15 protein-coding genes are annotated in these 13,175 nt (G+C 71.5%); 7 read left to right on the forward strand and 8 right to left on the reverse strand.

From position 1 onward, the window contains the following. Nucleotides 1-46: 46 nt before the first annotated feature. The 3 genes from ACFE76_RS01495 to ACFE76_RS01505 all read right to left on the reverse strand — a co-directional run bounded on the left by ACFE76_RS01495 (nucleotide 47) and on the right by ACFE76_RS01505 (nucleotide 2,937). Complete coding sequence (locus ACFE76_RS01495) at nucleotides 47-916, reverse strand: hypothetical protein (RefSeq protein WP_375429961.1); 870 nt, start codon at nucleotides 914-916, stop codon at nucleotides 47-49. A gap of 121 nt (nucleotides 917-1,037) precedes the next feature. Beyond that, nucleotides 1,038-2,711, reverse strand: a complete 1,674-nt coding sequence (gene pgi, locus ACFE76_RS01500) for a glucose-6-phosphate isomerase (protein ID WP_375429962.1) — start codon at nucleotides 2,709-2,711, stop codon at nucleotides 1,038-1,040. Between the two features lie 25 nt (nucleotides 2,712-2,736). Next, nucleotides 2,737-2,937 (reverse strand): hypothetical protein, encoded by a 201-nt coding sequence (locus tag ACFE76_RS01505; RefSeq protein ID WP_375429963.1) that lies wholly within the window; start codon nucleotides 2,935-2,937, stop codon nucleotides 2,737-2,739. A gap of 76 nt (nucleotides 2,938-3,013) precedes the next feature. Here ACFE76_RS01505 and ACFE76_RS01510 point away from each other — a divergent pair, with 76 nt between their 5' ends. Genes ACFE76_RS01510 through ACFE76_RS01525 form a run of 4 tightly spaced genes read left to right on the forward strand, consistent with a single transcriptional unit; the run spans nucleotide 3,014 to nucleotide 6,581 of the window. After that, the gene (locus tag ACFE76_RS01510) at nucleotides 3,014-3,460 is read left to right on the forward strand and encodes a MarR family winged helix-turn-helix transcriptional regulator (RefSeq protein WP_375429964.1); all 447 of its coding nucleotides are present in this window, start codon (nucleotides 3,014-3,016) and stop codon (nucleotides 3,458-3,460) included. Nucleotides 3,461-3,490: 30 nt separating this feature from the next. Then, nucleotides 3,491-5,011: a deoxyguanosinetriphosphate triphosphohydrolase family protein gene (locus ACFE76_RS01515; protein ID WP_375429965.1), complete on the forward strand. Its 1,521-nt coding sequence runs from the start codon at nucleotides 3,491-3,493 to the stop codon at nucleotides 5,009-5,011. 49 nt (nucleotides 5,012-5,060) lie between these two features. After that, nucleotides 5,061-5,828: a hypothetical protein gene (locus ACFE76_RS01520; protein WP_375429966.1), complete on the forward strand. Its 768-nt coding sequence runs from the start codon at nucleotides 5,061-5,063 to the stop codon at nucleotides 5,826-5,828. Nucleotides 5,829-5,849: 21 nt separating this feature from the next. Further along, nucleotides 5,850-6,581 carry a M50 family metallopeptidase gene (locus tag ACFE76_RS01525; protein ID WP_375429967.1) on the forward strand — a complete coding sequence of 244 codons (732 nt, stop codon included), beginning with the start codon at nucleotides 5,850-5,852 and terminating at the stop codon, nucleotides 6,579-6,581. Between the two features lie 7 nt (nucleotides 6,582-6,588). Here ACFE76_RS01525 and ACFE76_RS01530 read toward each other — a convergent pair whose 3' ends face one another. After that, on the reverse strand, nucleotides 6,589-6,744 hold the full coding sequence (locus ACFE76_RS01530) for a hypothetical protein (protein WP_375429968.1): 156 nt from the start codon (nucleotides 6,742-6,744) through the stop codon (nucleotides 6,589-6,591). 110 nt (nucleotides 6,745-6,854) lie between these two features. Between ACFE76_RS01530 and ACFE76_RS01535 the strand changes: the two genes are divergently transcribed. Then, nucleotides 6,855-8,003, forward strand: coding sequence for a serine hydrolase domain-containing protein (locus tag ACFE76_RS01535; RefSeq protein WP_375429969.1), 1,149 nt, complete (start codon nucleotides 6,855-6,857; stop codon nucleotides 8,001-8,003). On the opposite strand, the gene ACFE76_RS01540 is transcribed toward ACFE76_RS01535, so the two are convergent. Further along, complete coding sequence (locus ACFE76_RS01540; RefSeq protein WP_375429970.1) at nucleotides 7,972-8,430, reverse strand: hypothetical protein; 459 nt, start codon at nucleotides 8,428-8,430, stop codon at nucleotides 7,972-7,974. The two genes, ACFE76_RS01535 and ACFE76_RS01540, sit on opposite strands and share 32 nt — an antisense overlap. A 68-nt stretch (nucleotides 8,431-8,498) precedes the next feature. Continuing rightward, the gene (locus tag ACFE76_RS01545; RefSeq protein ID WP_375429971.1) at nucleotides 8,499-9,395 is read right to left on the reverse strand and encodes an SH3 domain-containing protein; all 897 of its coding nucleotides are present in this window, start codon (nucleotides 9,393-9,395) and stop codon (nucleotides 8,499-8,501) included. Nucleotides 9,396-9,573: 178 nt separating this feature from the next. Between ACFE76_RS01545 and ACFE76_RS01550 the strand changes: the two genes are divergently transcribed. Further along, entirely contained in the window at nucleotides 9,574-10,956 is a 1,383-nt protein-coding gene (locus ACFE76_RS01550; RefSeq protein ID WP_375429972.1) for a mercuric reductase, read from the forward strand. A gap of 137 nt (nucleotides 10,957-11,093) precedes the next feature. After that, on the forward strand, nucleotides 11,094-11,396 hold the full coding sequence (locus tag ACFE76_RS01555) for a hypothetical protein (RefSeq protein WP_375429973.1): 303 nt from the start codon (nucleotides 11,094-11,096) through the stop codon (nucleotides 11,394-11,396). Here ACFE76_RS01555 and ACFE76_RS01560 read toward each other — a convergent pair. Together ACFE76_RS01560 and ACFE76_RS01565 are read right to left on the reverse strand one after the other, a co-directional pair. Beyond that, nucleotides 11,383-11,964 (reverse strand): DNA-3-methyladenine glycosylase, encoded by a 582-nt coding sequence (locus tag ACFE76_RS01560; RefSeq protein ID WP_375429974.1) that lies wholly within the window; start codon nucleotides 11,962-11,964, stop codon nucleotides 11,383-11,385. The two genes, ACFE76_RS01555 and ACFE76_RS01560, sit on opposite strands and share 14 nt — an antisense overlap. A gap of 36 nt (nucleotides 11,965-12,000) precedes the next feature. Continuing rightward, nucleotides 12,001-13,158, reverse strand: a complete 1,158-nt coding sequence (locus tag ACFE76_RS01565) for a Gfo/Idh/MocA family protein (protein ID WP_375429975.1) — start codon at nucleotides 13,156-13,158, stop codon at nucleotides 12,001-12,003. Nucleotides 13,159-13,175: the final 17 nt, after the last annotated feature.

A 13,175-nucleotide genomic window follows, 5' to 3' on the forward strand; every position in this document is an offset into this window, starting at 1 on the left:
GGAGATCCGGGCTTCCGCGGCCTCGAAGCAGGCGGTCTCCCAGCAGTTACTGGCCGTAGGACGACGCGCGCACGAGGGCGCGCCACCGGGCCAGCCGATCAGGATCCCAGCACCGCCCGAACAGCGCATCAACGGAAGCGATGATGGGTCCGCCGCCACGGAGCACTTCTGCGGCGGTGTACCCGTGCCGCTGCCAGCCTGTGTCCACCAACCGTCGTTCCCGGCTGAGGTCACGGCGGTGCGTCCCAAGGTCGCGGTGGACCTCGCCGTCGTACTCGTGCAGGCGCCGGGTGCCGACCAGCCACAGGTCTGCCCGGGCGACGAAGCGACGGTTGGCGTCGAAGATCTCGTACTGAGGCTCGACCTCGATCCCCGCCGCCCGGTGCAGGGTGCGCATGATCGACTCCCAGGGGGACTCGCTGCGCGGGTCGAGGAGGGGCAGCACCTCCCGCAACCGAGGCGCACCGCGGCGTCGTTGCCTAGCGGCCTCCGACAGCTCATCGAGCGTGCAGTCGCCCGTGCGGAGCGCCGAGTCCGCCAGCGCCACGAGGTCCAGCACACCGAAGTCGCGAGACAGCGCCAGCAACGTCTCCGCGGCGGTCGCCAGCGGCAGCCCGTCCACGTACTCGACCAGCGGCGATCGTCCCAATCGGGTGACGGCGAGACCGGATCGTTGCGGGTGCCGCTCGCCCGGACCGACCGCGATCTGCACCGGGTGCGAGGCCGGCGAGGGCAGCCACCAGCCGCGGACTTCAGCGGCGGTGAGGTGGGTGAAGACCGCAGTCGTGGGCAGGAGGGACCCCCAGGCGAGCAGCACATCGCGCTGAGCGCAGGCAAGCGGAGGACGGTTGAGGTAGAGGCCGTAGCCCACCCGCGTCCAACCCGCCCCCGGTCGCTGTCCCCGGCTCACCTGCACAGCAGCAGTGTGAGCACCTTTCTGGACCGGTCGGACTTGTCCACAGCCCACCTGAGCCAGCGCCAACTAACTGCTGAGAGCGCCGGGCTAACGGGCCGGCGAGACCCAGATCTTCCAGCAATTAGTTCCGGTGCGCCTGGTACCAGCCGATCAGGGAGCGGGTGGAGGGGTCCTGCTTGGCCAGGGCGTCCGCGTCGCCGTTCACCGCGGGAGTGACCTGCTGGGCCAGCTGCTTGCCCAGCTCGACGCCCCACTGGTCGAAGCTGTCGATGCCCCAGACGACGCCCTGGACGAAGGTGATGTGCTCGTACAGGGCGATCAGCTGGCCGACCACCGACGGGGTCAGCGCAGGGGCGAAGATCGAGGTCGTCGGCCGGTTGCCGGTGAAGACGCGGGCCGGGACGATGGCCTCGGCCGTCCCCTCCGCCCGAACTTCCTCCGCCGTCTTGCCGAACGCCAGCGCGGCGGTCTGGGCGAAGAAGTTCGCCAGGAACAGCGCGTGCACGTCGGCGCCGCCGTCACTGAGCGGATGGGCCGGGTTGGCCACGGCGATGAAGTCGGCCGGGATGACCCGGGTGCCCTGGTGGATCAGCTGGTAGAACGCGTGCTGGCCGTTGGTGCCCGGTTCACCCCAGAACACCTCACCGGTCGGCGTGGTCACCGGCGACCCGTCGTAGCGGACGCCCTTGCCGTTGGACTCCATCGTCAGCTGCTGCAGGTACGCCGGGAAGCGGTGCAGGTACTGCGCGTACGGCAGCACGGCGTGGGTCTGGGCGTCGAAGAAGTTGTTGTACCAGACGTTCAGCAGCCCCATCAGCAGCGGCACGTTCTCCGCCGGCGCCGCCTCCACGAAGTGCGTGTCGATCGCGTGGAACCCATCGAGGAAGCTCGCAAAGCTCTCCGGCCCGATCGCCACGGCGACGGAGGTGCCGATGGCGGAGTCGACCGAGTAGCGGCCGCCCACCCAGTCCCAGAAGCCGAACGCGTTGGCCGGGTCGATGCCGAAGTCGGCCACCTTCTCCAAGGCGGTGGAGACGGCCACGAAGTGCTTGGCGACGGCGTCGCGCGCCGCGTCCTCGCCCTCGGCCAGCGCGCCCGAGGACCGCAGCCCGTCCAGCAGCCAGGTGCGCGCGAGCCGTGCGTTGGTCAGGGTCTCCAGCGTGGTGAAGGTCTTGGACGCGACGATGACCAGCGTCGTCTCCGGGTCGAGGTCCTTGGTCGCCTCGGCGACGTCGGTCGGGTCGATGTTGGAGACGAACCGGCAGCTCAACCCCTCCTGCACGTACGGCAGCAGGGCCTCATAGACCATCACCGGACCGAGGTCGGAGCCGCCGATGCCGATGTTGACCACGGTCTCGATCCGCCTGCCCGTGACCCCGACCCACTCGCCGCTGCGCACCTTGTCGGCGAAGGCGTACACCTTGTCGAGCACCTCGTGCACCTGAGGCACGACGTCCACACCGTCCACCTCCAGGCTCGCTCCGGCGGGCGCTCGCAGTGCGGTGTGCAGCACGGCCCGGTCCTCGGTGACGTTGATGTGCTCGCCGGCGAACATCGCGGCCCGCCGCTCGGGCAGCCCGACCTGCTCGGCCAGCTCGAGCAGGTGGGTCAGCACCGTCTCGTCGACCAGGTTCTTGGACAGATCGACGAACAGGTCACCCGCGGTGAAGCTGAGGCGCTCGGCGCGGCCCGGGTCGTCGGCGAACCAGGCGCGCAGGTCTGGCGCGAAGCCGTCGCGCGCGGCGGTCAGCCCCTGCCACGCGGCGGTGCTGGTCGGGTCTACCGGTGCGCTCATCAAAGCCCTCGTCTCGCTCGCCTGGTCAGTTCCCCGGCAGCCTACTGAGCGAGCGCCGCGCCTCGTGCGCGGCCTTGCGCCGGTCTCGGTCGCGGCGCATCTGGGCCCGCGGGTCGCGCGCCTCATCCAGGTCGGCGGGACCGTAGACGTGCATCAACGCGTACTCGACGTTCCAGCGAAAGCGCCAGAACCAGCCGTACCGCTCGTCCCTGCGGATCTTCTCCATCGTTGCTCCTCCTCGTCGAAAGATCAGTCCACGTATGTTTCGTGTACTAACCATTAGCCTACCGTACAGTGCAGACGTGACCGCAGCAGCCCCCGTCGACCCGCTCGCCCTGCAGAGCCAGGTCTGCTTTGCGCTGGCGGTGGCGTCGCGGCGGGTGATCGCGGAGTACCGGCCGTTGCTGGAGCCGATGGGCCTCACCCACCCGCAGTACCTGGTGATGCTCGCTCTCTGGCAGCACGAACCGCTCTCGCTGCGCCAGCTGGGCGAGCTGGTCTCGCTCGAGCCGGCGACCCTCTCACCGCTGGTGAAGCGGCTCGAGGGGCTTGGCTACGTCCGCCGGGGACGCCGGGCCGACGACGAACGCACCCTGGACGTCACCCTCACCGACGAGGGCCGCGCCCTGCGCGCGGGTGCGCTGGCCATCCCGCCGGCGATGATGGCGCAGCTGGGCATGTCGGTTGACGAGCTGCAGGCGCTGCACGCCCTGCTCAGCGACCTCATCGGTCGGACTGCCGCCCACTGAGCAGGCCCGATCTGGCATACCTTGACGGTCATGGACCCCCGTCTTGAGCGCGCGTGGCCGGAGCCGGAGCACCCGAACGCGCCCGGCGAGTCGGAGTTCCGGACCGATCTGGAACGCATCCGCTTTGCCCAGTCGTTCTCCCGGCTCGCCGAGGTCACCCAGGTGGTCTCGGCCGGCGCGACCAACGGCGTGGTGCACAACCGGCTGACCCACACCCTGAAGGTCACCGCCGTCGCCCGGGCGATCGCCGTCCGGCTGCTGCGCACCGAGGACCGCGACCAGCTGCGCGCGATGGGCGGTCTCGACCACGTCGTCGTCCAGGCCGCCGCCGGCGCCCACGACCTCGGCCATCCCCCGTTCGGGCACCTGGGCGAGCGTGCGCTCGACCGGCTGGCCCGCGACCGGTTCGGGCTGACCGACGGCTTCGAGGGCAACGCGCAGACCTTCCGGATCCTCTCCGAGCTCGAGGTGCTGGGTCCCGGCGACAACGGGCTCAACCTCACCGCCGCCGTTCGCGCCGCCGTCCTGAAGTACCCGTGGGCCCGCTTTCACCACCCCGACCCGCACCCCACCGACTGGCCGGACCCGCCCCGCGGTGCCGGGCACGGCAGCGGAGGCACCGGCGCGGCCAAGTTCTCCAGCTATCTGATCGACCTGCCCGAGATGCTGGACGCGCTGAGCGCCTTTCCCGACCTGCCGCCCGGCCGGCAGACGCTGGAGTGTTCGGTGATGGACCTGGCCGACGACATCGCCTACTCACTCCATGACGTCGAGGACTTCCACCGCTCGGGCGTCCTGCAGTTCTCCCCGGTGTCGGGGGAGTTCCGCACCTGGCTGGCCGACCGCCGGGCGCTCGCCGCCCTCGAGCCACGTGGGCTCGCCGCCGTGGGCCGCGAACCGGGCGCCGGTCTCGAGCGACTGCGGCGCCGGCTGCAGGAAGGGGACGCCTGGATGTTCGACGAGCCGACCTTCATCGCCGCCGTCGCCCTGGTCGGCGACGAGTTCGTCGACGGTGTGCTGGCCACGCCGTACGACGGGTCGATGGTCTCCGACCGGGCCATCTCGGCCTTCGTCTCCCGCTGGATCGACCACCTCGTCGGCTCGGTCACGCTCGACCCCGACCCGCCCGTACGGTCGGGCTACGTGCGGATGAGCGGCCAGACCTGGCACGAGGTGTCGGTGCTGAAGTTCGTCAACTCCTACTTCATCCTCGACCGGCCCGACCTCGCCATGTTCCAACGCGGCCAGGAACAGACCATCCGGCACCTGGTCACCGGCTTCGACCACTGGCTCTCCGACCGCAGCGACGCCGCCCGCGCCCCGCACCGGCTGCTCGACCTGGTCAACTCCGCCACCTACGGCTACGAACGGATCGCTGCCGCCCACCCGGAGTGGCTGGACGCCCGCACCTCCGACGCCGAGGTCGCCCGGATGGGTCGCGGCCGCGGCATCGTGGACTTCGTCAGCGGCCTGACCGACGCACAGGCCGTCGCCTTCGCCGCCACCCTCACCGGCACCAGCAGCGCACTCTGGACCAACGCGAGCTTGTAACTGTGACATGTCGTGGCTGAGTGTCAGACGCGTCGGTCACACTCGAGCTATGGCTTTTTCGGATCGGACCCGCAGCATAGCCGTGGTCGTCACCGCCGTGGCGGAGGTGCTCGTCGGTGGCCTGAGCGCGACCCTCGGCGGTGACGTGGGCGCGATCAGCGACGACAACCGCAGCCCGGTGACGCCGGCGGGCTACGCGTTCGCGATCTGGGGGCTGATCTACCTCGGGGCGCTCGTCCTCGCGGTCTACCAGGCGTTGCCGAGCCAACGGGAGCGCGAGGTGCACCGCCGGACGGGCTGGTGGCTGGTGGCGGCCTTCACCGCGAGCACGCTCTGGGTACCGGTCTTCGTGAGCGGCGCGATCTGGCTGTCCCAGGTGATCATCCTGGCGCTGGTCGCCTTCCTCGCGATGGCTGCACGTCGGTTGGTCACGACCGGGCCGGCTGACGGGCTGACCGAACAGCTGGCGCTCCGGCTGCCCATCACGATCTACCTGGGCTGGGCCACGCTGGCCTCGGCCGCGGGCTTCGGCACCACGTTCCGCTCGCTCGGGATGCCTGAGCGAGCGGGCTGGGTGACCGCGCTGTCGCTGCTGCTGGTGCTGATCGCCGCGGTCGGGTCAGTGATCGCGGTCGGCCGGCTCGTCGCCGTTGCCGGCTTTGCGTTCACGGCCTGCTGGGCGCTGGTCGCGGTCGCGGTGGCGACCTACGCCGGCCCCGTCCGAATCGCCGCGGTGGTCGCCCTGCTGGTCATCCTCGCCGTCGTGGTGCTGCGGACCAGGAACTCACGCCGCCCCACCACGGTTCTGTTTGGCTGAGCCGTCGTGCTGAGGAGGGCAATGACGGTCCTGGCCGAGATCTGGCGGCGCGCGGTGTCCGAGCAGCCGGCGCCGGACGCAGCGCTGGTGGTCGGCGCAGCGGTGGTCGCCCTGGTCGCGGTCCTGCACCCCACCTTGTGGCGGGCCACCCGGCTGCTGGTCACGATCACGCACGAGGGCGGTCACGCCGTCGCGGCGCTGCTTGCCGGTCGCCGGCTACGCGGGATCCGGCTGCACGCCGACACGTCGGGGCTGACCGTCTCGAGCGGACGGGCGGCTGGGCCCGGGATGGTGCTGATGCTGTTGGCCGGCTATCTCGGTCCGGCGGTGGTCGGGCTGGGCGCGGTCGCGTTGCTGCTCAGCGGCCACGCGCTCGGCCTGCTCTGGGCGTTCGTGCTGCTGCTGGCCCTGATGCTGCTGCAGATCCGCAACCTGTACGGGTTCGCCCTGGTGGTGGCGGTCGGCGCGGGACTGGCGGCGCTCAGCTGGTACGCGGCGCCGACCACACAGACGGCGGTCGCCACGCTGCTCACCTGGTTGTTGCTGCTGGCCGCCCCCAAACCCGTGCTCGAGCTGGGGCGGCAGCACCGGGCCGGCCGGGCGACGCACTCCGACGCCGGTCAGCTCCACCGGCTCACCAGGCTGCCGGTGGGGCTGTGGATCGGCGTCTTCGGACTGCTCAACCTCGGGGGCCTCGCGATCGGGACGGCCCTGCTCGTCCCGGCGCTGGCCACCCTGGCTGGCGGGCGCTGAAGGTCAGTCAGCGAAGCGAACCCGGTCCACCGGAGCGCTGGGCGACCATGATGAGCTCGTCGCGGAGGGCGGGGGTGGAGGCGTTGCTGATCGCACGGGACAGCTCACGCCGGGTACGGCTGATCTCACGGTGGCTACGGACGGCCTGCGCGAGGCGGGACATGGTGGTGCTCCTTCGTTGTTCGCCCGAGGACTCTTTGACCTCGAAGCTTTCGATATCGAACTTATCATCTCAACCCTGGCCCGGGCAGCGCTATTCCCTACCCTGAGCGGGTGACTGCGGACACCTTCGGCGCCCTGCTGGCCCGCGGGAGCACCGGCCCACGGCCGCTCTTCCCGGGTGCGGTGCTCGGCCTGGACGTCGCCGGCGATCGGCGGATCTGGACCGTCGGGGTGACGCGGGCGTACGCGGACGCCAGCGGCACCCCGCTGCCCGAGGCGGTCCGGGTTCCGGTGGCCGCGGACACGCTCTACGACCTCGCGTCGATCACCAAGCTGGTCACGGCCACGGTGGTGCTCACCCTGGTCGAGCGCGGCCTGCTCGACCTCGACGAGCCCGCGTGCCGCCGGCTGCCGGAGCTCCGCGGCGAGGACCGGCGCGACGTCACGATCAGGCAGCTGCTCAGCCACACCGCCGGACTGCCGGCGGACACCGGGGCCTGGCGCGACCAGTCCGACCTCCGCGCGCGGCAGCGGGCGGTGCTGGCCACGCCGCTCCTCGACGCACCGGGGACGACCTACCGCTATTCCTGCGTCGGCTACCTGCTGCTGGGGCTGCTCGTCGAGCAGGTCGCCGGCCCGCTGGACGTCGTCGTCCAGCGGGAGGTGGCGGACCCGCTTGAGCTGACCGGGCTGGGCTACCGGCCGCTCGACCGCGGGATCCCACGGGACCGGATCGCGGCCACCGAGGTGCGTCCGGTCAGCTGGAGCAGCCTGGTCAGTCCGGACGAGGCGGACACCCGTGGTGTGGTGCACGACGAGAACGCGGCCTCCTGGGACGGGGTCGCCGGCAACGCGGGACTCTTCGCTACGGCGGCCGACCTGCTGGGGTTCGGCCGCGGCCTGCTCGACCGGCTGGCCGGTCGCCCGTCCCCGCTGCCGCTGGCCGTCAGCTCGGCGCGCGCCATGGTCACCGACCAGGCGCCGGGTCTGGGGGCTGGCTTCGGGGTCGGTCTCGGCTGGCGGGTCGACGACCCGACGTTCCTGGGTGCGCTCGCGGGCCGCGGCCGCGCGTACGGACACACGGGTTTCACCGGCACGTCGCTGGTGGTCGATGAGGACCGTGACCTGGTGGCGGTGCTGCTGACCAATCGCGTGCACCCGTCCCGTACCTGGACCGACCTCAGCCCGTTCCGCCGCGCACTGGCCGCCGAAGTGGCTGGCTTGACCGCTAGGCCGCCTGGCCGAAGTGACGGTCGGTGACGTAGACGCCGGCCCGCTCGAGCTCGGCCTCGATCCGGATCCGCTCGATGTCGCGTTCCATGCCGCCGGTCTCGTGCGCGAGCTCGTGCTCGATGTCGAGCATCTCGCAGGCCTGAGTGAGCAGCCGGTCGTAGGCGAGCCGGTTGCCCATCTGGTGAGCGGCCGAGCGTTGAGCGTCGTCACCGACGACCAGCCGCAGCCGACGCAAGTTGGCCACGACGTCCTCGAGCGGCAGCCCGGCTTGACGACGCAGGGCCCGCACGGAGCGTCGGTGGTCACGGTTCAGCTCGCGGCGTTCGCGCCGGGCTTTGAGGCTCGCGTCCCATCGGCCGGCGAGCAGGTCATAGCTCAGCACGCAGAGGACGGGGACGAGCACCATGATGGACACCGCTATCGCGCCCAGCACCATCTGGTACTTGTCCATCATGGTCGGATATTAGGTCGCGCTCAGTGTCCTCACAAGTCACGGGCGCAGATTGCCCCCGAGAAGAGTCATCAGCCGCCGGAGCTGCCGTACACGGAGACGTGGACGTGGTCCTCGTGGTTGGCCGTGGCCGAGCCCCGGTCGGCGAAGGTGCGCCAGCCCTCGCTGGAGCGCTGCACCGTCCAGATGTGCCGGTCGTAGAGGACCTCGCTGACGCCGAGCTGCTTCGCGTTCGCCCGGACCCACTTCGCGATCTGCCAGCCGACGGTGGAGTCGGAGATCATCGCGTCCAGCGCGCGGCCGGACGGGTGCTCGGGCAGGGAGTCAGCCCGGACGCCGCCGTAGGACGTGACGGCGGGGTAGCGGGCACAGATCGCGCGGTGGACCCGGATGGCGTCCTGGGTGAGCCCGGACTCCACCGTGGAGCCGCCCACGCAGGCAGCCGCAGAGATGCCGGCCGGCTCAGCCTTGGGCTTGGACTCCACCAGGTACTGGTTCTTCACCCAGGCGCCGTCGCCGCGGTAGGAGATGTAGCGCCAACCGTCTCGGACGGTCGCGGTCACCGACAGCTTGCTCCCGGTCTTGAGGACGGTCAGGAGCTCGGAGTCCGGGTCGTTCCTGGCACGGACGTTGAGGTCGACCCGGGTGTACTCGTGGTCGACCACCGTCAGGGACGGCGCCTTGGGCTTGGGCTTCGACGCCTTCTTCTTCGCCGTCGTCGGCGTTGACTCGGCGGCAGCCGAGGGGCTGGCTGAGGACGTGGGCAGGGCCGGCCGGAGGTCGGCGTTGCTGCGGCTGGTCGACTGCTCGCGGACGGGGCTCGAGGTCGGACCGGCGACGGGAACGGCCACCGGGACCGCGGCGACGGTCGGCGGCGACTCCGCGCCCGTGGCGATGCCGACGACGCCGGCGGTGGTGAGGCCGACAAGCAGCCCCGGGACGGCGATCCGACGCACGCGGCCGGCCATGGACGGACGGAGCGCCCGCCGCGGACGTGCTCGAACCACGCGTACCCCACTCCCCCGAGCCGTACCTGGTCGAGATCGAATCGTGATCTTCTGGTTCGGGGAGTCTAGGCACGCCCGTACCGGCTTGGCCAATCCCGCGCGAACTACTGTGAGCAGAAGGCGACGAGAGGGGCTTCCGATGACCACGACGACCGGACGCGGCACCGACCAGTACGACGCGATCGTCGTCGGTGCTGGACAGGCCGGACCGGGCGTGGCCGCGGCGCTCGCCGGTCAGGGACGCCGGGTGGCCCTGGTCGAGATGGAGCGGGTCGGCGGCACCTGCCTCAACCACGGCTGCAAGCCGACGAAGGCGCTGCGGGCCAGCGGAGTGGTGGCCCACCAGGCCAGGCGCGCGGCGGCGTACGGCGTGCACACCGGTGAGGTGACGGTCGACTTCGGCGCCGCGATGGCCCGGGTGCACCGGCTGGTCGAGGACCAGGTCCAGGGGCTGGCCGACTACCTCGACGGGATCGACAACCTGGAGCAGGTGCACGGCCGGGCCACCCTGCTCGCCGACCCGAGCGGCGCCGCCCACCGGGTCACCGTCGAGGGCCGCACCCTGACCTCCAGCCAGGTCTACCTGAACGTGGGGGCCCGCGCGTCCGTCCCACCGCTGCCCGGGCTGGACACCGTCGACCACCTCACCGAGGTCGGGCTGCTGGCCCTGACCGAGCTGCCCGAGCACCTGGTCGTCGTGGGCGGGGGCTACCTCGGGTGCGAGTTCGGCCAGATGTTCGCCCGTTTCGGCTCGCAGGTCACGATCATCGCGAGCGGCGGGCTCGCCGCACGCGAAGATCCCGACGTCCGAGCGATCCTCACCGAGACGTTCGCTGACGAGGGCATCAGCGTCCTCGACGGGCGGACCGCCAGCGTCGCCCCGACGGGTGGCGGCGACGGCGTCGAGGTGACCCTGACCGACGGCCGCACCGTCACGGGCAGCCACCTGCTGCTGGCAGTGGGCCGGCGGTCCAACTCCGACCTGCTGGGCGAGCACGGTGTGGAGACCGACGACCACGGCTTCTTCGTCGTGGACGGCCGCTACCAGACCTCGGCGCCCGGGGTCTGGGCGCTCGGCGACGTGAACGGCCGCGGCGCCTGGACCCACACCTCGTACCAGGACTCCCAGATCCTGCTCGCGCCGCCGCGGACCGCCGACGGCCGGATCACCACGTACGCGATGTTCACCGACCCGCCGCTCGGCCGGGTCGGGATGAGCAGCGCCGACGCCCGGGCGTCCGGCCGGCGGGTGCTCGCGGCGGAGGTGCCGATGTCCCGGGTCAGCCGGGCGATCCTGGAGGGCGAGACCATCGGCGTGATGCGGATCCTCGTGGATGCCGACACCGAGGAGATCATCGGCGCCACGATCCTCGGCCTGCAGGCCGACGACGTGATCCAGGTCGTGAGCACGGCGATCCAGGCCGGTGTGCGCTACCCCACGTTGCGGGACTCGCTGCCGATCCACCCCACGGTGGCCGAGTACGTCCCCTCGATCCTCACGTCGCTGCAGCCCCTCAACTGAACGTTGCCTGAGCACGTTACGACCGCATCACGAGGCCGCCCCCCACCGCCGGTACCGGCGCAGAGTAGGAAGCGACGGCAGCAGCAAGGAGAGCTCGGGATGGGCTCGGCGCGGCCGACGACACGGGGGGACAGCACATGCGTGCACACAAGCAGACGGCCGAAGCAGATCTCGAGCAGTGCGAGGTGGAGGGTCACCGGTGGCCGGCCGTCCGCGAGGCCATGACGGCCCGCCAGTTCAAGACCACGCGTAGCCGCTGCACCCGCTGCCGCGCGCGCAGGGTCGCGGTGCTGCGGACCGACCTCGACGAGCCCACGATCGAGATCACCATCACTCACGGCACCAGCTCGGTCTCCCACCTGGAAGGCCTCGTGCTGCCCAAGGCACCCGCCTCGCCGGGTCACCTCGCCGACGCCGACCTGCAGCTCAAGAGCGCGTAGCTGCTCGCGGGCTGCGCTTGTAGGCGGAGACGAAGCGGTCGCCCGTGAGCCAGAACCGCCAGGGTCGTTCGGCCTCGACCGAGACCCCCACCCGGGGACCCGTGCTGATGGCCGCCGCTGGCTGAGGGTGCCGCTCGAGGGTGACCGGACCGTCGCCGAGCACGGAGGCACCCTGGTGCTCGGCGCCCAGCGCCAGCGCCTGGCAGAGCCGGCCCGGACCACGAGCAAGGTCGCGGTCGGTGGCGCGTCCCCGGCGCGACCGGGCCAGCCCGATGCCCTCGACGACCTCACCGGCGCGCAGCAAGCAGCCCGCGGCGGTGCCGTCGGGTCCGCAGACGACGTTCGCGGCCCAGTGCATGCCGTAGGAGAAGTAGACGTAGAGCCGGCCGGGCGGGCCGAACATCGGCTGAGTCCGCGCCGTCGGTCCGCGGTAGGCGTGCGAGGCCGGGTCGCTGGTGCCGCCGTACGCCTCGACCTCGGTCACCCGGACCGTGACCTCCCCGTGCCGCAGCAACGCCCCGAGCAGGGTCGGCGCCACCAGCTCCACCGGGCTGTCGAGTCCGATCACGACCGGCGTCGGATTCTGTGTGCAGAAATGCGTCGACTACGCCGCAGAAGTGAACACAGGAACGTCGACCCAGGCCCGGGTGGCGGCTGACCTCAGCATCGCGTCGCAGATCGCGGCCGCCCGAGCCCCGTCGGCGAAGGTCGGCAGCCCGTCCGGCCGCTCACCGACCCCGGCGGCGGCGTCGATCGCGGCGTAGGAGTCGGCGACGTAGCTCTCGAAGCACTGGGCGTAGCCCTGGACGTGACCGGCCGGCAGGGTGGCGAGCCGGCGCTGCTCGGCGGAGCCCGCGTTGGGGTCGCGGACCAGCGTGCGGAAACCCTGGGCGTCGCCGAGCAGCAGCTGCTCGGAGAGCTCCTGGTCGAAGACCGCGCTCTGGCTCATCCCGTCCACCTCGACCCAGAGCCGGTTCTTGCGGCCGGCGCTGAGCTGGCTGATCACCGCCGAACCGGCGACGTCATTCACCGTCCGGAAGAGAATGAGCGCACTGTCCTCGGTGGTCACGTCGACCAGCGGGGCGTCGGACGCCGCGGCGCTGAAGCTTGCCGCCGTCGCTGCCGGTCGCTGCGGAATGCTGATCGAGGTGGTGGCCACCAGTGAGGCGATACGGTCGCCCGTCACCCACTCGACCAGGTCGCACCAGTGCGAGCCAACGTCCCCGAACGCCCGGGACGGACCGCCGGCGGCCGCGTCGACCCGCCAGCTGGTGGCCTGCGGGTCGAGCAGCCAGTCCTGCAGATAGCTGCCGTGCACCAGGTTCACCGCGCCGAACGCGTCGCCGGCCACCCGGGCCCGCAGCTCGCGCACCATCGGGTGGAAGCGGTAGGCGAAGGGCATCGTGGCGACCACCCCGGTGCGCTCGGCGACGGCCGCCGCCTGCTGGGCCTCCGCCAAGCTGACGCCGAGCGGCTTCTCGCAGAGCACCGGGATGCCGGCCTCCAGCAGCTGCACCGCGTACGGCACGTGAGAGGCGTTCGGCGTACAGACGTGCACGGCGTCGACGCCGCTGGCGGCCACCTGGTCCAGGTCGACGTACGCGTGCTCGACCCCCCAGGCGCCAGCGACCGCCCGCGACCGCTCCGGGCTGGAGGCCATCACGCCGACGACCTCCGCGCCCGCCAGCAGCGCCGCCCGCCGGTGCACCTCGCCGATCATCCCGGCCCCGAGGATCGCCACCCGCTTTGATGCCGCGCTCATGCGACCAACCCTAGAAC

Source organism: uncultured Friedmanniella sp. (assembly GCF_964244005.1).
Classification (GTDB): Bacteria; Actinomycetota; Actinomycetes; order Propionibacteriales; family Propionibacteriaceae; genus Microlunatus.

Excerpts from the sequence above, each read along its gene's own strand:
- pgi (WP_375429962.1), bottom strand. The coding sequence starts at position 2,711 with ATGAGCGCACCGGTAGACCCGACCAGCACCGCCGCGTGGCAGGGGCTG.
- ACFE76_RS01505 (WP_375429963.1), bottom strand. The coding sequence starts at position 2,937 with ATGGAGAAGATCCGCAGGGACGAGCGGTACGGCTGGTTCTGGCGCTTT.
- ACFE76_RS01515 (WP_375429965.1), top strand. The coding sequence starts at position 3,491 with ATGGACCCCCGTCTTGAGCGCGCGTGGCCGGAGCCGGAGCACCCGAAC.
- ACFE76_RS01520 (WP_375429966.1), top strand. The coding sequence starts at position 5,061 with ATGGCTTTTTCGGATCGGACCCGCAGCATAGCCGTGGTCGTCACCGCC.
- ACFE76_RS01525 (WP_375429967.1), top strand. The coding sequence starts at position 5,850 with ATGACGGTCCTGGCCGAGATCTGGCGGCGCGCGGTGTCCGAGCAGCCG.
- ACFE76_RS01530 (WP_375429968.1), bottom strand. The coding sequence starts at position 6,744 with ATGTCCCGCCTCGCGCAGGCCGTCCGTAGCCACCGTGAGATCAGCCGT.
- ACFE76_RS01540 (WP_375429970.1), bottom strand. The coding sequence starts at position 8,430 with ATGATGGACAAGTACCAGATGGTGCTGGGCGCGATAGCGGTGTCCATC.
- ACFE76_RS01545 (WP_375429971.1), bottom strand. The coding sequence starts at position 9,395 with ATGGCCGGCCGCGTGCGTCGGATCGCCGTCCCGGGGCTGCTTGTCGGC.
- ACFE76_RS01550 (WP_375429972.1), top strand. The coding sequence starts at position 9,574 with ATGACCACGACGACCGGACGCGGCACCGACCAGTACGACGCGATCGTC.
- ACFE76_RS01555 (WP_375429973.1), top strand. The coding sequence starts at position 11,094 with ATGCGTGCACACAAGCAGACGGCCGAAGCAGATCTCGAGCAGTGCGAG.
- ACFE76_RS01565 (WP_375429975.1), bottom strand. The coding sequence starts at position 13,158 with ATGAGCGCGGCATCAAAGCGGGTGGCGATCCTCGGGGCCGGGATGATC.